General features: G+C 72.8%; 16 protein-coding genes and 2 pseudogenes. 4 read left to right on the top strand and 14 right to left on the bottom strand.

The annotated features are described in order from the left end of the window. Positions 1 to 16: 16 nt before the first annotated feature. The 4 genes from ABZ818_RS04325 to ABZ818_RS04310 all read right to left on the bottom strand — a co-directional run bounded on the left by ABZ818_RS04325 (position 17) and on the right by ABZ818_RS04310 (position 3,543). On the bottom strand, positions 17 to 469 hold the full coding sequence (locus ABZ818_RS04325) for a cyclic nucleotide-binding domain-containing protein (protein WP_141364455.1): 453 nt from the start codon (positions 467 to 469) through the stop codon (positions 17 to 19). Positions 470 to 628: 159 nt separating this feature from the next. Next, positions 629 to 1,639 (bottom strand): cytochrome d ubiquinol oxidase subunit II, encoded by a 1,011-nt coding sequence (locus ABZ818_RS04320; RefSeq protein ID WP_361411168.1) that lies wholly within the window; start codon positions 1,637 to 1,639, stop codon positions 629 to 631. 40 nt (positions 1,640 to 1,679) lie between these two features. Beyond that, on the bottom strand, positions 1,680 to 3,086 hold the full coding sequence (locus ABZ818_RS04315; protein WP_361410593.1) for a cytochrome ubiquinol oxidase subunit I: 1,407 nt from the start codon (positions 3,084 to 3,086) through the stop codon (positions 1,680 to 1,682). Between the two features lie 235 nt (positions 3,087 to 3,321). Beyond that, positions 3,322 to 3,543: a hypothetical protein gene (locus tag ABZ818_RS04310; protein ID WP_361410590.1), complete on the bottom strand. Its 222-nt coding sequence runs from the start codon at positions 3,541 to 3,543 to the stop codon at positions 3,322 to 3,324. Between the two features lie 127 nt (positions 3,544 to 3,670). On the opposite strand from ABZ818_RS04310, the pseudogene ABZ818_RS04305 reads away from it, so the two are divergent. From ABZ818_RS04305 to ABZ818_RS04295, 3 genes and pseudogenes are all read left to right on the top strand, one after another. After that, positions 3,671 to 4,430, top strand: a pseudogene (locus ABZ818_RS04305) (RNA-guided endonuclease TnpB family protein); the annotation flags it as partial. Between the two features lie 204 nt (positions 4,431 to 4,634). Further along, positions 4,635 to 5,507 (top strand): SigB/SigF/SigG family RNA polymerase sigma factor, encoded by an 873-nt coding sequence (locus tag ABZ818_RS04300; protein WP_361410587.1) that lies wholly within the window; start codon positions 4,635 to 4,637, stop codon positions 5,505 to 5,507. Positions 5,508 to 5,596: 89 nt separating this feature from the next. Next, positions 5,597 to 6,028, top strand: coding sequence for a hypothetical protein (locus tag ABZ818_RS04295; protein WP_361410584.1), 432 nt, complete (start codon positions 5,597 to 5,599; stop codon positions 6,026 to 6,028). A 36-nt stretch (positions 6,029 to 6,064) separates the two neighbouring features. Here the strand turns inward: ABZ818_RS04295 and ABZ818_RS04290 are convergent, their stop codons facing one another. The 7 genes from ABZ818_RS04290 to ABZ818_RS04260 form a co-directional block, all read right to left on the bottom strand. Beyond that, the gene (locus tag ABZ818_RS04290) at positions 6,065 to 8,317 is read right to left on the bottom strand and encodes an FUSC family protein (RefSeq protein ID WP_361410581.1); all 2,253 of its coding nucleotides are present in this window, start codon (positions 8,315 to 8,317) and stop codon (positions 6,065 to 6,067) included. A gap of 112 nt (positions 8,318 to 8,429) precedes the next feature. Further along, positions 8,430 to 9,794: an NAD(P)/FAD-dependent oxidoreductase gene (locus ABZ818_RS04285; protein ID WP_361410578.1), complete on the bottom strand. Its 1,365-nt coding sequence runs from the start codon at positions 9,792 to 9,794 to the stop codon at positions 8,430 to 8,432. A 307-nt stretch (positions 9,795 to 10,101) separates the two neighbouring features. After that, entirely contained in the window at positions 10,102 to 11,907 is a 1,806-nt protein-coding gene (locus ABZ818_RS04280) for a SpoIIE family protein phosphatase (protein ID WP_361410575.1), read from the bottom strand. After that, positions 11,904 to 12,971 (bottom strand): ATP-binding SpoIIE family protein phosphatase, encoded by a 1,068-nt coding sequence (locus tag ABZ818_RS04275; RefSeq protein WP_361410572.1) that lies wholly within the window; start codon positions 12,969 to 12,971, stop codon positions 11,904 to 11,906. The genes ABZ818_RS04280 and ABZ818_RS04275 overlap by 4 nt, the downstream gene beginning before the upstream one ends. After that, a complete protein-coding gene (locus ABZ818_RS04270; protein ID WP_361410569.1) occupies positions 12,971 to 13,411 on the bottom strand; it encodes an anti-sigma regulatory factor in 441 nt (146 codons plus the stop codon). The genes ABZ818_RS04275 and ABZ818_RS04270 overlap by 1 nt, the downstream gene beginning before the upstream one ends. Beyond that, entirely contained in the window at positions 13,411 to 13,839 is a 429-nt protein-coding gene (locus ABZ818_RS04265) for an STAS domain-containing protein (RefSeq protein WP_361410566.1), read from the bottom strand. Before ABZ818_RS04265 ends, ABZ818_RS04270 begins: the two co-directional genes overlap by 1 nt. Further along, positions 13,836 to 14,735 carry an STAS domain-containing protein gene (locus tag ABZ818_RS04260; RefSeq protein WP_361410564.1) on the bottom strand — a complete coding sequence of 300 codons (900 nt, stop codon included), beginning with the start codon at positions 14,733 to 14,735 and terminating at the stop codon, positions 13,836 to 13,838. Before ABZ818_RS04260 ends, ABZ818_RS04265 begins: the two co-directional genes overlap by 4 nt. A 174-nt stretch (positions 14,736 to 14,909) precedes the next feature. Here ABZ818_RS04260 and ABZ818_RS04255 point away from each other — a divergent pair. Next, positions 14,910 to 15,079 (top strand): annotated as a pseudogene (locus ABZ818_RS04255) (MarR family transcriptional regulator); the annotation flags it as partial. 6 nt (positions 15,080 to 15,085) lie between these two features. Here the strand turns inward: ABZ818_RS04255 and ABZ818_RS04250 are convergent. From ABZ818_RS04250 to ABZ818_RS04240, 3 genes are all read right to left on the bottom strand, one after another. After that, the gene (locus tag ABZ818_RS04250) at positions 15,086 to 15,472 is read right to left on the bottom strand and encodes an STAS domain-containing protein (protein WP_361410561.1); all 387 of its coding nucleotides are present in this window, start codon (positions 15,470 to 15,472) and stop codon (positions 15,086 to 15,088) included. Positions 15,473 to 15,665: 193 nt separating this feature from the next. Beyond that, the gene (locus ABZ818_RS04245) at positions 15,666 to 18,107 is read right to left on the bottom strand and encodes a SpoIIE family protein phosphatase (RefSeq protein WP_361410558.1); all 2,442 of its coding nucleotides are present in this window, start codon (positions 18,105 to 18,107) and stop codon (positions 15,666 to 15,668) included. A 97-nt stretch (positions 18,108 to 18,204) separates the two neighbouring features. Further along, positions 18,205 to 21,795 (bottom strand): HAMP domain-containing protein (locus ABZ818_RS04240; protein WP_361410555.1); only part of this gene is annotated, 3,591 nt, incomplete at its 5' end.

Genomic DNA, 21,795 nt, shown 5'->3' with positions numbered 1-21,795 from the left:
CACCGGACCGGGCGGCTCAGTGAGAGCGCCGGGGGATGGTGTACTGCTCCAGGAGCTTGCCCCGGGTCAGCTCCAGCCGGTGGGCGAGGATCTCGGCGACGGTGCGCACCAGCGACAGTCCCAGCAACGGATCCTCCACGGACAGCGCCAGCACCGCCGAGGCGTCGAACTCGTAGGCGCGGACCTGGCTGTAGGCCTCCGCCCCGAAGTCCCACTGGTACGGCGGGAACAGCCAGGACCAGCCGAGCAGATCGCCCGCGCCGAGGGACGCCACCGTCACCTTGCGGGTGGGCGTCACCTGCTGGTCCAGGTGCACGGCGCCGGAGCGGATGACCCAGAAGCGGTCGGCCGTGCCCCCCGCCTCGAAGATCCTCGTGTCCTCGGGGAAGGAGACCTCCCGCGCGACCTCCATCAGGCGCTCGCGTTGTTTCTGGGGGAGGGCGGTCAGCAGTTTTATCGCTTTGGTCATGACCCGAAGCTCCTCGCCGGCGATGGGTTCCGCGCATGTGCCTCCTCCCCATTTCAGCCGCTGCGGGTCCCCAGGGCACCTCGGCGGAGGCGACTTCTCAACTTCTGCTCGCCGCTTCTGTTTCTGCTCACCGCTTCTGTTTCTGCTCACCGCTTCTGCTCACCGCGGCGAGGGCTGTCCGGCCGACCCGCGCTGGAAGGTGGCGTACAGCAGCCACAGCGAGGGGACCAGGAGCACCGCGCCGATGCCCAGCGACACCAGGACCGCGGCCAGCACGGAGGCGTTCGACGCGGCCTGCGCGACGGTGGTGCCTCCGACCAGCATGGCCGGGTACTGGGCCGCGCCCCACGTCCACAGGATCGCCGCGACCGCCAGGGCGGCGGCCCCGCGGGCGGCCACGAAACGCCGCCGGGCCAGCAGGCCGAGACCGGCGAGCCCGGCCACCGCGCTGACGATCACCAGCGGCAGCGCCCGGTGGGTCAGCCCGTGGAACAGCGCCGGTGCGTCCGCGTGCAGCACCGCGATCCCCGCGAGGGCCACGATTCCGTCCGCCAGCCCGCTGAGCACGGCGTCGCGGGCGAAGGCCGCCGCCAGCTCGGGCCGGCCCTCGCGGTCCGCGTCGGCGCACAGGTACACCGCCGCCAGGTGCGCACAGGTCACCACGGCCAGCACCCCGCCCAGCAGCGACGTCGGATTGAGCCAGCCGGTGATCACATCGCCCGCGGCGAGGCCCGGCGGCACGCGCCCGGAGGCCACACCGCCGGCGACCGTGCCGAGGAAGAACGGTGTGAGCAGCGAGGACAGCGCGAAGCATGCCCCGAACAGCCGTTGCTGCCACAGCTCGGTACTGGCCTTGCGGAAGGCGAAGGCGGCGCCCCGCGCGATGATGCCCAGCGCGGCCAGCGTCAGCGGGATGTACAGCGTGGACATCACGGCCGCGAACACCGGGGAGAACGCCGACCACAGCATCACCACCACGAAGATCAGCCACACGTGGTTGGCCTCCCACACCGGCCCGATGCTGTGCTCGATCAGCTCGCGCCGGGGCCGCCCGCGCTCGGCTCCGCCGGCCAGCAGGTCCCACACCCCGGCGCCGAAGTCGGCCCCGCCGAACAGGGCGTAGCAGGTCAGGCCCAGCCACATCACGGCGAGCGCCGCGTCCGCGAGCACGGTCACCTCCAAGGGGTCGTACGGCGGGGCTCGGCGGGCCTCACACGACGGGATACCGCGTGACGTCCGCCTCCTGCGGAGCCTGAGGCACCGGGGTGCCCCGGGCCAGGCGGCGCAGGACGTACACGGTGGCGGCGGTCATGGCGGCGTACACCACCAGCACCAGCCACAGGCCGGTCATCAGGCCCGGGGCGGGGTTGACGGCCTCCCGCACGCTCATCACGCCCCACACGATCCACGGCTGCCGGCCCAGTTCGGTCACGGTCCAGCCGCACTCCAGCGCCACCACCGCGGCAGGGCCGGCGACGGCGGCGAGCGCCAGGAACGGGCGGGGCGTGCGCAGCTCCCCGCCGGTACGACGGCGGTGCCACCACTGCCACAGCAGCCATACGCCCATGAGCAGCAGGAAGAAGCCGCTGGCGACCATCAGGTCGAAGGCCCAGTGCACACCGGTGACCGGCGGACGCAGAGCGACCGGCACGCGGTCCAGGCCCCGCACGACGGTGCCGGGGCGATAGCCGACCAGCAGGGACAGCCCGTCGGGGATCTCCAGGCCGTACTTCAGGCCGTTGCCGACCGCGACACCGCCGAGGGTCAGCGGGACGTGGGGGCCGGTGCGGTACACGCCCTCGATCGCGGCGAGCTTGGCCGGCTGGTAGCCGGACAGGAAGCGCGCCGCCCAGTCGCCCACGACGATCTGGAACGGGGCCACGATCGCGCCCAGCGTGAACGGGATGAGGAACCCGGCCCGGTGGTAGGCGTCCCGGCGCCCGCGCAGCAGGGCCACCGCGTACACGGCGGCGGCCAGGAACGAGGCCACCATGAAGGCCGCGAGGATCATGTGCACGGTCTGCGGGGGACTGGCCGGGTTGAGCATCGCCGCCCACGGGTCGACGTGCACGACCTTGCCGTCGCGCAGGGTGAAGCCGCGCGGCTGGTTCATCCACGCGTTGGCACACACCACGAAGAACGCCGACGCGGTGCCCGCGACGACGATGGGGATGCCGGTCAGCAGATGGCGGCGGGGCGGCAGCCGGTCCCAGGCGTACAGGTAGATCCCGAGGAAGATCGCCTCCAGGAAGAACGCGATGCCCTCCAGGGCGAACGGCAGCCCGATCACCTGGCCGAACCTGCCCATCAATCCGGGCCACAGCAGCCCCATCTCGAAGCTGAGGATGGTGCCGGAGACCGCGCCCACCGCGAACAGCACGCCCATGGCGCGTGCCCACCGGCGGGCCAGCAACTGGTGCGCCGGATCGCCGGTGCGGATGCCGTACCACTCCGCGAGCAGGGTCAGTACCGGCAGCCCGACCCCGAGGCAGGCCACGATGATGTGCCAGGCGAGGGAGAACCCCATCTGCGCCCGCGCCGCCGCCAGGTCTCCCTCCGTCACCCGGCGGACCGCGTACACGACGAGCACCCCCGGCCCGGAGAGCAGAGCGCGCATCACGAGAACTGCCAGTACCCGGCTGGGACGGACCGAACCGGGATTCTTCGCCCATCTCCGGACGAAGACATGAAAAAGCCCTGGCTGGACGGGGGAGGCCAGCCAGGGCCGTATATGGCGGTGTACGGGGGACGCCTCGGGTCGACCCCGTCGCCGCGTATGGATGAACCGTAAATCATCTTGGGCGGTTCCGCGCAGCCGGAACCGGGTCACGTGAGCGGACTCACTCCGCCCGTCAGCCCCGCTCGGCGTGCCGACCCGGGGCCAGGATCTCGTCCAGCACCCGCAGGACGGCCTCATAGCTCAGGGCTCGTACGGCTGCCTCGCGCGCGGCGTCCGGATCGGTCGCCCCGAGGGTGTCGCGGCGGTCCCGCCACCCGCGCTCCTCCTGTGCCGCGCACGCCCTCGCGCGCTGGATGCGCCGCAGCAGTTCGTCCGAGTGCACCACATCGGTCATGTCCTCCACCTACCCGCTCCCGCGCGCCGTGATGGCGGCTCGAATCGGCCGTTACCGGGACTCTTGCAGAAAGCCCCGGCGTTCACGCCGGGGCTGAACGCATCTCAAGGCTGCTCCGACGTGCACCTTGGAGCGGGCGTTTTTGCTGCTCGATGTACTGGCGGACGATACCTGCAACAGTCTCTGCGGGACCTGGACACCGCCTACAAGAACTTCTTCGACTCGATCAAGGGCAAGCGGCAGGGCCGGACGGTGGGGCCGCCCCGCTACAAGTCGAAGAAGGACACCCGGCCGTCGATCCGTGTCAACACCAACGCCTTCTGTCTCCGGGGCGACGGCACGGTGTACCTGGCCAAGGTCGGCCATCTCAAGGTCAAGTGGTCCCGCCGGCTTCCGGTCGCGCCCACGTCCCTGACCGTCACCAAAGACCGCAGATCATTCGCGACAACCAAGCGGTGTATGTGGAAGACCTCGCGGTGTCCGGTCTCGGCCGTACCCGGCTCGCCAAATCCGTGCACGACGCGGGATGGTCCGCGTTCGTCCGTATGCTGGAGTACAAGGCAGTCAAGCACGGCCGCACCTTCGCCAAGGTGGACCGGGCCTTCCCGTCCTCTCAGGTCTGCTCGGCCTGCGGATTCCGGGACGGCCCCAAGCCCCTGCACGTGCGGCAGTGGACGTGCGCCGAGTGCGGCACGGTGCACGACCGCGACCACAACGCAGCCCGCAACGTCCTCTTCGAAGGACGCCGCATCGTCGCCGCCGGACGGGCGGAGACGCTAAACGCCTCGTGGAGCGCCGGTAAGACCAGGACGAGAGTCCCGGCACAGCGCGTTGAAGCAGGAAGCCCCCGGAAGGGTCGGACGACCCAGGCCGGAATCCCTGGACTTCAGGCCAGGGAGCACGTCAAGGGAGAAGAACTACGCGAACCGGAGTTTGTCGCTCCCACCGACGGGCAGACGGAATCTCGTGCTTCGGACCGGAGGCGCGTCAGCGGAAGCTGTTCCTGCTGCTCCGGGAGGTCTCCAGGCGGACCGGACGGCACCACTCCTTCCGCGGTCAGTCCCTGAAACACCGTTCAGGAGCCATTCCGCATGCTCATCGACATATCGACAAGCCGCCCCGACGCTCCCGCGGACCAGGCGGCTCCCGCCCGCCGGCCGCACGACGACGCCCCCGACACCGCCGCCCTCTTCCAACGCCTCGCCGCCGCGCAGGACGGCCCGGAACGGGAGGCCGTCCGTGACGAACTCGTCAGCGCGTGGCTGCCCATGGCCCACCGCATCGCCGGCCGCTTCCGCGACCGCGGCGAGTCCATCGAGGACCTGCGGCAGGTGGCGGCACTCGGGCTGGTCAAGGCGATCGACCGGTTCGACCCGGATCGCGGCGCCTTCGAGAGTTACGCCGTGCCGACCATCACCGGCGAGGTCAAGCGGCACTTCCGGGACCGGATGTGGGCGCTTCGGGTGCCCCGCCGCGTCCAGGAACTGCGCAACAAGGTACGGGTGGCGCGCCGCGAACTCATCCAGAACCCCGGCAGCCCCGAACCCTCGGTCGCGGCGATCGCCGCGCACGCCGGGCTGACGGAGGAGGAGGTCAACTCGGGGATGGAGGCGATCGACAGCTTCAGCACCCTGTCCCTGGACGCCGAACTGTCGGCCGGCGGCGACGGCTACAGCCTCGCGGACAGCCTCGGCGCGTCGGACTCCTCCTACGACACCGTCGTCGACCGGGAGTCGGCCAAGGAAGGGCTGCGCCGGCTGCCCGAACGCGAACGGGCCATCCTCTACATGCGCTTTTTCGAGGACATGACACAGAGCCGTATCGCGGACCGCCTCGGCATCTCCCAGATGCACGTCTCCCGGCTCATCAGCCGCAGCTGTGCGCGCGTGCGCGACGAGGTGCTGTCGGAACGGGCGAACCGCTCCAGCGACGGACCGGGACCGGCGACGGAACCCACGACATGAGAGGCAGCCCCCCCGGCGCGTGCCGTCGGTCCTCGCTGCCGATCGCGCGTTCCGCGTCTGAGCGGGCGTACGCGGGGAACACGGAGCCAATGAACGAAGACGAGCTTCCGCCCGACGGCCGGGCCGTGGAGGTGTATCTCGATCTGCTCCGCGTCCGGATGCCCGAGGAGGAGTACGAACTGCTGCTCGACGTCGTCGACCCGGTCCTGCGGGCGATCGACGAACGCGGCGTGCCCTCCGCCGACTTCCCGCTGGAGGGCGCCCAGGCGCAGGGCGTCCCCCAGGAGATACGGGACGAGGCCGCCCTGGTCATCGCCACCGCGGTGACCGGAAGGCTGGACAACGAACTGGTCGTCCTCGACATCGAGGAGACCGGTCCGGTCCGGGTCGTCACCGACGCGGCGACCGCCGCCGACCCGGCGCGCCTGACCGAGATCGCCGACTACATCCGCGACCGGCACCGGGAGACCGAGGAGCTGCGGGGCATCGCCGAGGCCAGCGACATGCCCACGGACTTCTGACCGGCGTGACGGGCCGGGGCCGTGGGCCCCGGCCCGTCACTGCGCCGGTTTCGACACCGGGACGTCCAGCGGGCGGGCCAGGCCGACCACCGCCTCGTCCAGGCGCTGGAGGTGCCGCAGCACCCGGTCGGTGATGCGGCCGTACCGCGGGACGCCGGGTGCCCCGCCCGCCTCCAGCAGCGAGGCGATGCTCGGACCCCGCTCGACCTCGGCGGTGGTGGGCTCGTCGGCCACGTGCGCGCGGATCGTCTCGATGTTGCGGGTGGTCCGGGCACAGGCCTGGCGCAGCCGGGGATCCGCGGCTATCGACGGATGGGTGGGCAGCAGCTCGGCGGTCGCCGCCAGCGACCGCGCGTGGTAGGCGCAGGTCTCCAGCAGCGCCACGACGTACTGGGCGGTGTTCCGCCGAGCCCGCAGGGGCGTGATCGGATGCGTCAGCGGCTGCGTGGCCGCCCGCAGATCGCCCAGCGCCTGGTCCAGGTCGCGCGCCCGGTCGAGCAGATCGACCGCCGGGCCGCCGCTGAGCTGCTCGACGGCGCCGGTCGTGACGTCCGTCAGCCGCTCCAGCGCCTTGCCGAGCAGCTCGTTCGTACGGCCGCTGGTGTGCACCGGCAGCACCAGCGCGGCCGCGATGATCCCGCAGGCCGCCCCGAGCGCCGTCTCCTCCACACGCAGCACGAGCACTGCCGCGCTGTACCTGTGCAGCAGCGTGTACAGCAGTCCCAGCGCCGCGGTGACGAAGAAGGACATCAGCGTGTACGACAGAGGGGCCGTGTAGAACATCGCGAAGACGAACAGCAGCACCAGGGCCAGCGCCGTCCACGTGTGCGGCCCGACCAGCCCCGCCAGCACGATGCCGGCCACGACGCCGAGCACCGTGCCCACCAGACGGCGGTAGCCCTTGACCAGGATCTCGCCCGTGGACGAGGTGTTGATGAAGACGATCCAGCAGGTCAGCACCGCCCAGTACCAGCGCTGGCTGGAGAGGAACTCGCCGCCGACGATGGCCAGCGACGATCCCACCGCGACCTGCACGGCCGCCCGCGTGGTCGGCCGCCGCCACCCGGTCGGGACCTGCTCCTCCCGCTCGGCCTCCTCGGCGCCCTCGATGGCGGCGTTCTCCGCGTCCAGCTCCTCCCGGGAGCGGACCGTCGCGGGCGCGTCGTCGGACTCGTCCTGCGGGCCGTCCAGCGCGATCCGCAGCCCCATCACGGCCCGCGCGGTCTCGCCGATACCCCGGAAGACGTCCTGCACGGCGGGCGAGGCGGGCGGCAGGTTCTCCTCGTCGCGGTAGCCGAGGAGCCGGTTGCGTACGTGCGCCAGCGCGGTCCCGCCGCCCTCCCCGACGGGCCGCAGCACGAGCATCGCCAGCGCCCGCAGGTCGCGGCGCAGCGTCTCGGTCGCCTCGTCCCGCACCGGCAGCCGGCCGCTGGAGGGGACGGACGCGCCGGGCAGGTGGAGGGTGAGCGTGTTGGTCCGCTCGGCGCTGCGGGCGTTCAGCAGGAGCAGCCCCAGCCGCTCGGCGGCGATCTCGGCGTCCGCGATCCGCCGCTGCACCAGCCGCGCCACGGCCTCGTCGGAGGTGCCCTCCGCCAACCGGGACTGGATCATCATCGCCGTCTCGTGCAGCCGGGCCGTGCCCTCCCGCACCGCCTCCAGGACCTTCTCCACCTCGTCCGGACCGGCGTCCAGCAGCTCCAGCTGGGCGGTCACCAGCTGCGCCAGACGTACCCGGAACGCCTCGCGCAGGCGTTGCAGGACGCCCGCCGGCGTCTCGTACACGATCACGAACCGGACGAGGGCGCTGGAGGCGAACGCGACCGCGATGACACCGTAGAGCGCGGGCAGCGCCGACGCGGTGGCGCCGACGAACAGGGACATGAAGTAGAGCTGGAAGCCGATCAGGCCGAGCGCGTTGCCCCGGTCGCCGAACCGGCGGCTGTAGACCGCGCAGAAGATCAGGACGACGAAGAAGACGTCCCCGGCCACCACGAGCCGGTTGAGGAGCGCGCCGAGCGAGACGGACACCAGCGCCACCGGAAGACCGAGGGCGAGCGTGACCGCCTGCTGCGAGCGCTGCTTCTCCCGGATGGCGAAGGTGGCCGCCATCGAGGCGATCGCCCCGGCCACCAGAAGCGTCACGGGCACGCGCAGCACGCCGAGTACGGCCAGCGTCAGCGCGATCGAGCCCGCCGTCCGCGATCCGGCGGCCAGCCGCAGCAGGCCGGGATCGGACGCCGTGAAGCGATCACGCAGCCGCGACCGGACCGGCCTCTGTGCTGCTCCCACGCCGCCGCCCCCTCCCGTTCACCCTCATGATCCGCCCGACCAGCATGGCATGTCACGGCCGGACCGCTTTTCGCGGCCCGGCCGGACCGGTGGGAGAGGCCCTGCCCCGGTGTCACACCTGCCGGGGGCGGGCCCGCTCGACGTGCTCCCGCACCTGCTCGGGCGTCATGTACGCGTCGGTGTACTCGAAGTCCTTCAGCTTGGCGGGCTTGCGGGCCTGGAATCCGGTGCGGACGAAATCGTCCCCGGCGACCGCGTTGAGCAGCCAGTTGGTGGCGACCCTGGTCTTGGCGACGTTGGTGCGCAGCGCCCCGAGGTGGTAGCCGCGGGCCACGGCCTGGGCCGGGACGCCGCGCAGTTCCAGGCCGAGCGGCTTGGAGACCGCGTCCGCGCCGCCGAGGTCGACGACGAGACCCAGGTCCCTGTGCTCGTACGGCCGCAGGGGCTGTCCGCGCAGCGTCGCGATGACGTTCTCCGCGACCCGCCGGCCCTGCCGCGTGGCGTGCTGCGCGGTCGGCGGGCACACCGCGCCGTCGCCCTTGGCCAGGTCGGGTACGGCGGCGGAGTCCCCGAGCGCGAACACCCCGTCGTGGCCGGGCAGGCACATCTCGGCGGTCACCGCGAGCCGGCCCTTGACCGTCTCCGCGCCGAGGGTCGCGATGAGCGGGCTGGCCACCACGCCCGCGGTCCAGATCAGGGTGCGGGTCGGCACCACCCTGCCGTCGGTGAAGGTGACCTCTTCCGGCCCGGCCTTGGCGATGGACACCCCGAGCGAGATCTCGATGCCCCGGCGGCCCAGTACCTCCTGGGCGCTGCGGCCCAGCTTGTCGCCCAGCTCCGGCATCAGCTTCGGCGCGATGTCGATCAGGTGCCACTTGATCAGCGCCGGGTTCAGCCGCGGGTAGCGCTTGACGGCGGCGTGCGTCAGCCGTTGCAGGCACGCCGCGGTCTCGGTGCCGGCGTACCCGCCCCCGACCACCACGAACTGGAGCCGCGAGGCGCGCTCGGCCGGGTCCTCGCTGGCGTCGGCGAGGTCCAGTTGGGTGATGACGTGGTCGCGGATGTAGGCGGCCTCGGCCAGCGTCTTCATGCCGAAGGCGTGGTCCAGGAGCCCCGGGATGTCGAACGTCCTGGTGACGCTGCCGGGGGCCAGTACCAGGTAGTCGTACGGCTCGTCGACGATGTGGTCGGTGAGCGTGCGGACGACGCACACCTTGGCCTTCAGGTCCACGCCGACGGCGCCGCCCGGGATGATCCGGGTGCGGTACTTCTTGCTGCGGCGCAGGGAGATGGCGACCGACTGCGGTGTCAGCACCCCGGAGGCGACCTGGGGCAGCAGCGGCAGATACAGCTGGTAGGACTGCGGCGTCACCAGGGTGATGTCCGCCTCGCCGGGGGAGAGCCTGCGCTCCAGACGGCGGACGCACGCCACACCGGCGAAGCCTGCGCCGACCACCAGGATCCTGGGTCGTGTCACGATGTTTCATCCCTTCTGCGGGGCTCCGGGCGGCTGCAACGACGTCCTTGCGTCTGCCCGTGGACCGCTGCTTCGCACCTCACCGGTCCATCGGATCCGTCGAGTCCACGAGCACAACGATGCCCCCACCGGGTCGCGCGTGCACCGGATTCGTCGTCCCCGCCGTCCGGAACACGGCCGGACGGCAGGGGCCGCCTCGGCGGGTTCCCGGGATCCGGTGCCGTACCGGGTCCGTTCCGGAAGAGCCCACGGGCGGTGGGAGGGCCCGTTCGTCCCGCGGCCGCGTGCGGGGTGACGCCGCGCGGAGCTACCGCAGGTGGTCCGCGCCCGCCGGGACCCGGTCCGGCTCCCCGCCGGCCGCGCGGTCGATGTGGCACAGCAGGAGGCAGACGTCGTCGTCGCGTTCGGAGTCGCTCAGCAGCGGGCCCAGGATGCGGTCCGCCGAGCCGTCCAGGTCGGTGTCCAGATCGGCCGGGTCGAACGCCTCGAGGGCGGCGGCGAGGCGGTCGATGCCGGGGTCGATGCCCCGTGCCCGGCGCTCCACGAGACCGTCCGTGTACAGCGCCAGGGTCGCACCGGGGGAGAGGAGCACGGTGTGGTCCTCGATCTCCTGCCTCAGCGGGATGCCGAGCATGGCGCCCGGCTTGGCGTCGAGGACGTGCACCCGGCCGTCCGGCATCCGCAGCACGGGCGGCGGATGGCCCGCGGCGGCCCAGGTGACGGTGGGATCGTCCGGGCTGAACCGGGCGATGACCGCGGTCGCGAACAGGTCGGGCTGGAGATGGTGCAGGAACACGTGCAGCCGGGTCAGCAGCCGGCCGGGGCTGCCGCCGTCGACGGCGTAGGCGCGCAGCGCGGTGCGCAACTGGCTCATCATCACGGCCGCGTGCAGCCCGTGGCCGGTGACGTCGCCGATGACGGTGATCAGGCTCCCGTCGGGCTGCCGGAAGGCGTCGTACCAGTCCCCGCCGACGTTCAGCCCGTGCGTGGCCGGCAGATAGCGCGCGGCCAGGCGCAGGCCCGGTGTGGTGGGCAGATCGGTGAGCAGCGCGCGCTGCAACGTCTCGGCGATGTCGCGGTTGTGCTCGAAGCGGCGCGCGTTGTCGAGGGCGACGCTGGCCCGCCGGGCCAGCTCGATCAGCATGACCGCGTCGTCGGGGTCCCAGCGGGCGCCGGGCGGCGACAGGGTCAGCACACCGAGCGGTGCCCGCCGGGCGAGCAGCGGGACGCACAGCAGGGGCCGGTCGGGGTTCAGCGCGGACGGCGGCTGGTCGTCGACGCCCGGCAGGTCACCGGGGTGGTCGGCCGCGTACTGCGGCCGGCCGGTACGGGCCGCGAGCACCGCGGCCGCCGGATGCGGGGCGGACCGGAGCCGCTCGTCCTCGTGGTCGAACAGCCATACGTCGACCCCGTCGGCGTACCGGGGCACCAGCAGGTCCGGCAGCCGCCGCAGGATCTCCTCGTGGTTGAGGGAGGTCGTCAGCAGCGCGCTGGCGTCGGCCAGGAACCTCAGCCTGCGGCGGGCCTCCTCCGCCTCGGTGCGCGCCGAGCGCTCGGCGGCGAACGCCTCCCGCTGAGCCCGCCAGGCGGTGTCCAGATCGGCGTGCAGGGCCAGGACTCCCTGGTTGGTCTGGTGCAGCTCCTCCCGGTGGAAGGCGACCAGTTCTTCCTGCTCGGCGAGATTCCCCAGAGCCGCTGCCGTGTCCTCGTCGGCGCCCAGCAGCGCCTCGGCCAGGAGGTCCGTGTCGTCGGGCACCTCGGTGTCGTCGGGCACCTCCGTGTCGTCGGGCACCTCCGGGTCCGGCGGCGCGCCGGCCTCCGTGCAGGTCACGGACATCCGCCACGGAGGTTCCCCGTCGTCCTGCGTGTCACGGGCCGGAGCCACGGTGACGTCCAGTGTGCCCGCGTCCCCTTCGGGGGCCGGGGCCCGGGTCCCGAGGACGACCGTCCAGGCACCGCCCTCGGCCAGGCACTGGCGCAGGTGGGCACTGAGGGCGGTGGCCAGGCGGGCGCGTTCGAGCGGCGGCACCCCGTACGCGGCCGCCGCGCGGGCCGTGGCGACACGGGCCCGGGCGGCGTCGGTGACGGTGATGATCCGCAAGGTGTGCGTCATGGGCGGTCCGGCGGGGTGGGAGTCAGAACGGCCACGGCGGTGTCGTCCCGGACCGGGCGGGCGGAGCTGCTGGCGTCACGTACCGTCACGGCGGCCGTCACCGCGGGGTCGGTCGCCGTGAGCGGACCGGCCGCGCCGGGCGGCGCCCACCGGCTGGGCAGGCCGTCGCTGTGCAGAACGAGCAGGCGGTCGGCCCCCCAGGGCACCTCGGTCTCGGGCAGCGTCGTGGGCCGGTGCACGCCGACGATGCCCGGCCGGGACAGCAGGTGACGCCAGGTGCCGTCCTCGCGCAGCCGGGCCCCGACGTTGCCGATACCGGCGAAGCGCAGCCGCCCGGCCCGCAGGTCCAGTTGGGCCACGGCGACGGCCGCCCCCCGGGTGCCGCGCAGCGCCGTGTCGAGCCGCCGGAGCAGCTCGGCCGGTGTCAGGCGGGCCGAGCGGTGCAGGGTCTCGACCGCCGCCGACGAGGCGCGGGCCGCTTCCCGGCCGTGGCCGAGACCGTCCGCCAGCATGAGGGTCACCCGGTCCTCGGCGCCGGCCCAGGACCAGGCGTCACCCGAGTACTCCGCCCCCGCGAACGGGATGGTGACACCGCCCGCCCGTACCGCGGCGTGCCGCGTCTCGGCCGCGGCACGCGGGACGGTGGCGCCCACCCGGGCGAGCGCCACCGTGCCCCGGCCGGGAGCGCTGTGCAGATGGAACTCGTCGGCCACGCGACGGCAGGTGCCGAGTCCGGCTCCGAGCGACCCGCCGGTGGAGAACCCGTCGCGCCCGGCGGCGGCGACGTCGGCCATGCCGGGACCGTGGTCGACGGCCGCTATCTGCACCACCGGCGCCGGATCGCCGTACCCGCCCGGAGCACTCGGCGGGGGCACGACCTCGATCAGGAGCCGCCCGCCCTCGGCGTACTTGAGCAGGTTGGTGGCCAGTTCGGTCGCCACCAGCGCCGCGGTGGCGGTGCGGGACTCGCCGAGGCCGGCCAGCGCGGCCGCGTCCTCGGCGGCGACCCGCGCGTCGCGCACCCGGGTCGAGTCGGGCACCGGGACCTCCCAGACGCGCGGCATCAGGGTCCCTCGCACGGCCGCGGCGCCCGGGTCTGCCAGGAGGTGACGGTGACGGTGGTGCCGGTGCCCGGGGTGCTGTCGATCGCGAACTCGTGCACCAGGCGCCGGGCGCCGCCCAGGCCCATGCCCAGACCGTCGCCCGAGGTGTAGCCGTCGCTGAGCGCGCGGTCCAGGTCGGTGATGCCCGGCCCCTCGTCGCTGAACGCCAGCCGGAGCCCGTGCCCGTGCCCGTCGACGACGAGGGCCGCCTCCATCTGCCCGCCCCCGCCGTGCACCAGCGTGTTGCGTGCCAGCTCACTGGCCGCGGTGACCAGCTTCGTCTGGTCGACCAGGCCGAAGCCGAGCCGGGCGGTCGCCTGGCGCACATGCTGCCGCACCCACACCAGATCCATGTCCGACCGGATCGGCAGGCAGGCCCGGACGCCCGCTGCTGTCTCCATCACCGGCTCCCCGCCCGGGCGCCGCCGGGGCGCGGGAGAGCGGTGTGCTCGGTGTGCGCGGTGACGAGCCGCAGGGCGTCCTCGGTGGTGAGCGCGATGCGCAGTCCGGGCAGCGTCAGACCCAGCTCGACCATGGTGATCGCCACCGCGGGACGCATCCCCGCCACCACGGTCTGCGCGGCCAGCAGCTTGGCGTTGGCCGCGATCTCGGCCAGCACGCGGCCGAGGAAGGAGTCGACGATCTCCACACCGGAGATGTCGATGACCACCCCCGTGGCCGCGTTGTTCGCGATGGCCTCGCCGATGTCCTGCTGGAGGTGTTCGGCGGTGCTGTCGTGCAGATCTCCCTGGAGCGTGACCAGGAGCACGTCGTCGAGTCGGAGCACCGGCACGTGTCCCGTGCCGGGCGTCGGGAAGCGGTCGGTCACCGTTCACCCACACCATGCGGTGCACGGTTCACGATGTCGGCGCCCAGCTGGTGCAGGGCGTGGGCGAGCGCGTCGGCGAGGGTCGCGCGGGTGACGACCGTGCCCAGGTCCAGGCCGAGATGGACGATGGTCTGCGCGATGGCGGGGCGGATGCCGGAGACCACGCACTCGGCGCCCATCAGCCGGGCGGCCGCCACGGTCTTCATCAGATGCTGGGCGACCAGCGAGTCGACGGTGGGCACCCCGGTGATGTCGAGGATCGCGTAGCGCGCCTGCTGGTCGACGACTGCCTCCAGCAGCGTCTCCATGACCACCTGGCTGCGGGCGCTGTCGAGCGTTCCGATCAGGGGGACCGCGACGATGCCGTCCCACAGCTTGATGACCGGGGTGGCCACCTCCAGCAGCTGGAGCCGCTGGCGGTCGATGAGGGCCTGTCCCTCGCTGAGCGCCGTCTGCATCACCACCAGGCGCAGGGTGCCCGTCAGGACCGTCAGGACGCCGGCGCACTCCCACAGGTGCTCCGCCGGGGCGTCGGCGAGCTCGGCGGTCAGCAGCTCCACCGCGGGCGGCCGCAGGGCGTCCACGTCCCGCGAGATCTCCGAGGCGGTCAGACCGGTCCTGCCGCGCGCGGCGCCCATCCGCGCCAGCTGCTCGCGCACCAGCAGGAAACCGTGGGCGTCCGGGTCGGACACCCGCTCGGAGGCGGCCACCTCGGCCAGCGCGTCGACCACGGCGCGGCCCGCCTCCACCGCCTCGTCCCGGGACACGGTGAACACGGTCCGGAAGAGCGGCTCCTCGGCCCACCGCTGGGCGATCTGCTCCCTGCGGCGGCGCAGGAAGTCCGCGACCTCGCGCGCCGGCGATCCGTGCTGTGCTGCCGCTGCCTGCTCCGGCACCTGCTCAACTCCTCATCCACGTTGCACCGTTGCGAATCCGCCCCCGGGCGGCACGGCGGTGCGACCGTTGCCGGGCGACAACTGTAACCACACGCCGACCTCGCACGACACCGCGTCCGAAGGCCGCGGCCCGCTCCCCGAACCCGGTCGGGAGGGGGCCACCGGGGCGAGCTGACGAGCAGGCTCTGCGACCGCCTGGAGGCGGTGGGCTGCGTACGGCGGCAGCGGCCGCCACCAGCCGCCGGGAGGTGGAACTGCGCCTCAGCCGCCGCGGCCGGGCGTTCCTGCCCGATGTGCGTGCGCGCCGGGAGACGGAGCTGCGGTCCGTGCTGGAGCGGATGCCGACGCGCTCACTTCGCCTCCGGCTCCTCCGGCTTCCGGTCCACCAGGGCCAGCGCCTCCTCGGCGCTCTGCGAGACCGGCACCGTGATGCTGACCCCCGTGAGATCGAGGATCCGCAGCACCGCCGGGGCGGGGGCGATGATGTGCACACTGCCCGCCCGCTCCCGGGCCTCCTGGTACACCCGCAGGATGATGTTCATCCCCGAGGAGTCCATGAAGGGGACGGCGGACAGCTCCAGCAGGAAGTGCCGTCGGCCGTGGTGGAGCTGGTTGGCCAGATGGGCCTGCAACTCGGTCGCGGTGTCGACGTCCAGGTAACCCTCGACCGTGAGCAGGGCGACATCCTCCCGGGGCAGGGTGACCTCCACGGACAGCGGATTGTGGGCAAGGGGCACGGATACCTCCAACGAGTGCTGACGGCCGGACAGTGGCGGCTACCCCCGTCGACGCCTTCGACGTACACCGGTCCTGCACCGGTGACGTGATCCATTTCGCATCAACGGCGACGGGCGGCACCCCGCACTGCGCACCCGCGCGTACCCCGGAACGTGGTCGCCATGCGTCGGAAGGCGCGGCGACCGCTCGCCGTCAGGCGACCCGGATGCCCACGATGCACGTGTCGTCGTCCGTGTCCGACCTGCTGTAGGTCAGCAGCCGGTCCAGCTGCTGGTCCAGGGTCCTGGGCGCCGAACGGGCCGTGGTCAGCAGATGGCTGAGCGACTCCTCCACGGAGCGGTCCCGGCGCTCGATCAGACCGTCGGTGTACATCAGCAGCGTGTCCTGAGGCGCGAACCGAAGCTCGGCCTCCTCGTACGTGGCCTCCGCCACCGCGCCCAGCAGCATGCCCCGGACCAGGGGCAGCGCCGCCGCCTCCGCGCCGCGGACCAGCACGGGCGGCAGATGCCCGGCCCGGGCCCAGCGCAGGGTGCGCCGCCGGGGGTCGTACAGGGCGCAGACCGCGGTGGCGGTGACGGCACCGGTCAGATGGTGCGCCACGATGTTCAGCCACGACAGCAGCTGGCCCGGCCCGGCCCCGGTCACGGCCAGGCCCCGCAGCGCGTTGCGCAGCACCACCATGCTGGTGGCCGCCTCGATGCCGTGGCCGGCCACGTCGCCGACGCACAGCAGCACGAGCCCGGAGGGCAGCACCACGGCGTCGTACCAGTCGCCGCCCACCAACTGCTCGGTCTCCGCCGGCCGGTAGCGCACCGCGACGTCCAGCCCGCTCACCCGCAGCGGCGCCTGCGTGGGCGGCATGATGGCGTGCTGCAACTGAAGCGTCAGCCGGTTGCGCTCGGTCGCCTGCTGCTCGGTGTGCGCGAGCTGGTCGCGCGTGGCGGCGAGCGCTACCTCCGTCCAGTGCTGCGCGGAGATGTCCTGGTAGGCGCCGCGCACCACGAACAGCCGCCCGTCGGTGTCCAGGACCGGCTCGGCCACCACCCGGATGTGCCGGGTCACCCCGTCGGGCCGCTGGAGCCGGAAGGCCGCGGAGGCCGGGCGGCGGTGGTGCAGCAGTGTGCGCAGGAACCGCCCGATGGCCACGGCGTCGTCCGGGTGGGCGTGCGAAGGCAGCTCCTCCAGCGGCAACGGGGTGTTCGACGGGGCGCGGCCGTAGAGGCCGAACAGCTGGTCGTTCCAGGTGATCTCGCCCGTCAGCAGGTTCTCCTCGAAGCCGCCGATGCGGCCGAGGCGCTGCGCGTGCTGGAGCAGGCTCGCCAGCCGTGCCGTCTCGTCCTCGATGCGCCATATCAGCAGCACGCTGCCGCCGTGCCGGCTGATGCTGATGTCCGCCACCGCCGACAGCGGCACCTGGTCGACCAGCGCCGTCAGATGCATCCGGTGCGCCCGGTACACCTCGCCCGTGGCGTACACCCGCTCCACCCGCTGGAACAGCTCGCTCTTCCCGGCGGCCATGGGAAAGGCCTCCAGGAGCAGCGCGCCGTTGACCACGGCGCGCGGCCGGCCGGCCGGATCCAGGAAGCGGCTGTTGACGTGCTGGATGCGGAAGTCCACCAACTGCCCGTCGCCGTCGACGTGCGGGACCAGCACCAGGGCCGGGTCGTGCAGCCCGTCGGCCAGGTCCATCAGCTCGGCGGCGTCCGGCAGCACCCGCGGTTCCGGTCCCGCGGCCTGGCCCGGCGCGGACGTCTTCAGGGTGTGCGCGCACAGTTCGGCGAGGGCCTCCACCTGGCGTACGACCTGGGGCGGCTGCGGCTCCAGCGGTCCGGGCCAGGCGATCTCCAGCACCCCGTGGATACGGCCGCCGGTGCCGGCGGGCACCGCCACCCGGCCCCCGTCCGGGTGCAGGTGCCGCCCGATGGTGGGCAGCCCGGTCGCGGCGAGCGAGGTGAACCACTGGCCGGTGCGCTCGGTGAGACCCCGGCGGGCCACGGTGGACACCTCCGGCGGCACATAACGCCACCGGGTGGCCTCCGCCGGGGAGAAACCGGCGCTGCCCGACAGGGTCAGCGAGCCGTCGGCACCCGCCGCCCAGACCGCCACGGCCACCGCGCCCAGCGGGCGCAGCGCGTGCTCCAGCAGCGAGTCGGCGACGGCCTGGGTGTCGTCCGCCGCCAGTGCCCCGCTCTCCGCGGCCCGCAGCCGCACGGCCGAGTCGCGCTCCCGCGCTCCCCCGGCGGTGGCCAGGAAGGCGTCGGTGACCTCGGAGACGCGGTCGCGGGCCGCCTGGTTGATGACCTCCACCGCGAACTCCAGCGGCGTCACCCGGGCCTGCTCGGCCAGCTCGGCGAGCTGCCGGGCGGCCTGCGCCGGACCGCAGCCCAGCCGCTCCACCAGGATGCCCTTGGCGAGTTCGATCAGGGCCCGGCCCTCGGCCTCCGCCTGCGCGGCGCGCACTTCGCGGCGCAGCCGCTCCACGGTGGCGGCCAGCCGCCCCACGGGGGACGTGGGGGAGGCGCCCGCGGGATCGGCCGGTGCCGGGCCGCCGGCGGGCGGCCGCGCCCCGGACTCGGACGGCTCCGGAACCGGTCCGGCGCCGGCCGGATCGCGCTGCTGCTCGGACGTGCTCACGATGGACGGGCTCCTCGGCTGAACGGCGCTGGGGTGCGGGCGGTGCCGCGGGGGACCGGGCCCGCCCCGCCGCTGTGCGGGGCGGGCGCCGACGCGCTCACGCCGACAGCCAGTGCCGGACGCGGGCGATGAGGTCGTCCGTGTCGACAGGCTTGGTGACGTAGTCGCTCGCCCCGGACGCCAGCGACTTCTCCCGGTCCCCGGGCATCGCCTTCGCGGTGACGGCGATGATCGGCAGCTCGACGTACTGCGGCAGCCTGCGGATCTCGGACGTCGCGGTGTAGCCGTCCATCTCCGGCATCATCACGTCCATCAGGACGAGCGCGATGTCGGGGTTGCCGACCAGTGTCTCGATGCCCTTGCGCCCGTTCTCCGCGTGCAGCACCCGGAAGCCGTGCAGCTCCAGGATCCCGCTGAGCGCGAACAGGTTGCGCGCGTCGTCGTCGACGACGAGGACGGTACGGCCCGCGAAGGCGCCGTCGACGGGCGGCGCGAGGTCCTGCGGCTCCTCGGCCCGCACCAGGGACAGCACGTCCCCCGGCTCCTCGGCCGACAGGTGCAGGGCGATGCGCTCGCGCAACTCGTCGAGGCTGGAGAGGAACTCCAGCGATCCGTCGTCCCCGCGCGAGCGCAGCGCCTCCGCCCGGGCCACGTCCGGACGCCGACCGCTGTGCACGAGCACTGGTACGCCCGCCAGCGCCGAGTCGCCCTGAAGCGCCCGCAGGAACCGGGACGCCTCCCGCTCGGGCATGTCCAGGTCGAGGACGACGCAGTGGCACGGCTCGGCGGCCAGCGCTCCCGCCGCCTCCTGTGCCCCCATGGCGGTGATGACGTCCACGGTGGGCAGCGCGCCCGCGTCGTCGGCGCTGTGCCGGACCACGTCCGCGACCACGCTCTCGGCGACCAGGGTCAGCAGCCCGCGGGAACGCTCCTCGACGACCAGCAGCCGCCGCCTGCGCGGCCCGTCGCCGCCCGAGTGCGCCCGCGCGCCCTCCCGGTCCGCCGCGGCGGCCGGCACCAGCTCGGCCGGCGCCTTCTGCGGGGTCCGGCCGCCGCCGAGCACCTGCTCGAAGTCGGGGCGGGCCACCGGCAGGAAGAGCGTGAACGTGCTGCCCCGGCCGGGCACGCTGTCCACGGCGACGGCGCCGCCGAGCAGATGCGCGATCTCCCGCGTGATGGACAGCCCGAGGCCGGTCCCGCCGTACTTGCGGCTGGTGGTGCCGTCCGCCTGCTGGAAGGCGCCGAAGATCGTCTCCAAATGCTGTTCCGGGATGCCGATGCCGGTGTCCTTGACCCGGAAGGCCACGACCGCGCCGCCCCGCACGACGCCCTCGGGCACCTCGTCGTCCGCGGCCGGCTCGATGCACAGCTCGACGCCGCCCTGCTCGGTGAACTTCACCGCGTTGGACAGCAGGTTGCGCAGGATCTGGCGCAGCCGGGAGTCGTCGGTGAGCAGGTCCGCGGGCGCGCCCGCCGCGGTGGTGACCGCGAACTGGAGGCCCTTCTGCGTCGTCATCGGCTGGAAGGTGGCCTCGACGTAGTCGATGAGCTGGCGCAGCGACACCCGCTCCGGGGAGACGTCCATCTTGCCCGCCTCGACCTTCGACAGATCCAGGATGTCGTTGATCAGCTGGAGCAGGTCACTGCCCGCGGAGTGGATGATCCCCGCGTACTCGACCTGTTTCGGCGTGAGGTTGCGCGAGGGGTTCTGGGCGAGCAACTGGGCGAGGATCAGCAGGCTGTTGAGCGGGGTGCGCAGCTCGTGGCTCATGTTCGCCAGGAACTCCGACTTGTACTTCGAGGCCAGCGACAACTGCTGGGCACGGGCCTCCAGTTCCTGCCGGGCCTGCTCGATCTGGAGGTTCTTCGCCTCGATGTCGCGGTTCTGCTCCGCCAGCAGCGAGGCCTTGTCCTCCAGTTCGGCGTTGGAGCGCTGGAGCTCGTCCTGCTGTGACTGCAACTCGGCCGAGCGGGCCTGGAGTTCGGCCGTCAGCCGCTGGGACTCGTCGAGCAGCTCGTCGGTGCGGGCGTTGGCCACGATGGTGTTGACGTTGACCCCGAGGGCTTCGCGCAACTGCTCCAGGAAGTCCCGGTGGACCGGCGTGAACGCGGTGACCGACGCCAGTTCGATGACGCCGAGGACCTGGTCCTCGAACAGGATCGGCAGCAGGATCAGCGCGGTCGGCACCGCCTGGCCGAGACCGGAGGAGATGGTGACGTACCCCGCCGGCAGTTCGCCGACCGTGATGGTACGGCGGCTGCGCGCGGCCTGGCCGACCAGTGAGCGGCCGAAGGAGAAGCGGGTGGGCCGGTCGTCGTCCGGCCTGCCGTAGGAGCCGACGAGCCGCAGTTCGGGGCCGCGCTCGCCGTCCTCGGCCAGGTAGAAGGTGCCGTACTGGGCCGACACCAGCGGGGTCAGCTCATCCATGATCAGTTCGGCCACGACCGGCAGGTCGCGGTGCCCCTGCATCAGGCTGGTGATCCGCGCCAGGTTGGACTTGAGCCAGTCCTGCTCCTGGTTGGCCCGGGTGGTCTCGCGCAGGGACTCCACCATGGAGTTGATGTTGTCCTTGAGTTCGGCGACCTCGCCGGAGGCCTCCACGGTGATCGAGCGGGTCAGGTCGCCCTCCGCCACGGCACTGGCCACCGCGCCGATCGCCCGCACCTGCCGGGTCAGGTTGCCGGCCAGCTCGTTGACGTTCTCCGTGAGCCGCTTCCAGGTGCCCGAGACGCCCTCCACCTCGGCCTGTCCGCCGAGGCGCCCCTCGGTGCCGACCTCGCGGGCGACGCGGGTGACCTCGTCGGCGAAGGCGGAGAGGGTGTCGACCATCGTGTTGATGGTCGTCTTCAGCTCCAGGATCTCGCCGCGCGCGTCGACGTCGATCTTCTTCGACAGGTCGCCCCTGGCCACCGCGGTCGTCACCAGAGCGATGTTGCGCACCTGACCGGTGAGGTTGTTCGCCATCGAGTTGACGTTGTCGGTCAGGTCCTTCCAGGTGCCCGCGACGTTGGGCACGTGGGCCTGTCCGCCGAGGCGTCCTTCCGTTCCGACCTCGCGGGCGACGCGGGTGACCTCGTCGGCGAACGCGGACAGGGTGTCGACCATCGTGTTGATCACGTCGGCCAGGGCGGCGACCTCGCCCTCGGCCTCGACCGTGATCTTGCGGGACAGATCGCCGCGGGCCACGGCGGTGGCCACCTGGGCGATCGAGCGGACCTGCCCGGTCAGGTTGGACGCCATCACGTTGACGTTGTCGGTGAGGTCCTTCCACGTCCCGGAGACGCCCTGGACGTCGGCCTGTCCGCCGAGGCGCCCCTCGGTGCCGACCTCGCGGGCGACGCGGGTGACCTCGTCGGCGAAGGCGGAGAGCTGGTCGACCATCGTGTTGATGGTGTTCTTGAGTTCGAGGATTTCGCCGCGGGCGTCGACGGTGATCTTCTGGGAGAGGTCGCCCTCGGCGACCGCCGTCGCCACCTGGGCGACATTGCGGACCTGGGCGGTGAGGTTGCCCGCCATGAAGTTGACGGAGTCGGTCAGGTCCCGCCAGGTGCCCTTGACGCCCTGGACGTCGGCCTGTCCGCCGAGGCGTCCTTCGGTGCCGACCTCGCGGGCGACGCGGGTGACCTCGTCGGCGAAGGCGGAGAGCTGGTCGACCATCGTGTTGATGGTGTTCTTGAGTTCGAGGAT

This window comes from Streptomyces sp. NPDC047453, assembly GCF_040643155.1.
GTDB lineage: Bacteria > Actinomycetota > Actinomycetes > Streptomycetales > Streptomycetaceae > Streptomyces.
The sequence above is the reverse complement of the archived record's forward strand: the minus strand, read 5'-3'. Positions and strand labels throughout refer to the sequence as shown.

What these genes read in the sequence shown, in the direction of transcription:
- ABZ818_RS04280 (WP_361410575.1), bottom strand. Translation starts at nt 11,907, where the DNA reads ATGACGCACACCTTGCGGATCATCACCGTCACCGACGCCGCCCGGGCC.
- ABZ818_RS04270 (WP_361410569.1), bottom strand. Translation starts at nt 13,411, where the DNA reads ATGGAGACAGCAGCGGGCGTCCGGGCCTGCCTGCCGATCCGGTCGGAC.
- ABZ818_RS04325 (WP_141364455.1), bottom strand. Translation starts at nt 469, where the DNA reads ATGACCAAAGCGATAAAACTGCTGACCGCCCTCCCCCAGAAACAACGC.
- ABZ818_RS04275 (WP_361410572.1), bottom strand. Translation starts at nt 12,971, where the DNA reads ATGCCGCGCGTCTGGGAGGTCCCGGTGCCCGACTCGACCCGGGTGCGC.
- ABZ818_RS04315 (WP_361410593.1), bottom strand. Translation starts at nt 3,086, where the DNA reads ATGCGCGCTCTGCTCTCCGGGCCGGGGGTGCTCGTCGTGTACGCGGTC.
- ABZ818_RS04300 (WP_361410587.1), top strand. Translation starts at nt 4,635, where the DNA reads ATGCTCATCGACATATCGACAAGCCGCCCCGACGCTCCCGCGGACCAG.
- ABZ818_RS04310 (WP_361410590.1), bottom strand. Translation starts at nt 3,543, where the DNA reads ATGACCGATGTGGTGCACTCGGACGAACTGCTGCGGCGCATCCAGCGC.
- ABZ818_RS04295 (WP_361410584.1), top strand. Translation starts at nt 5,597, where the DNA reads ATGAACGAAGACGAGCTTCCGCCCGACGGCCGGGCCGTGGAGGTGTAT.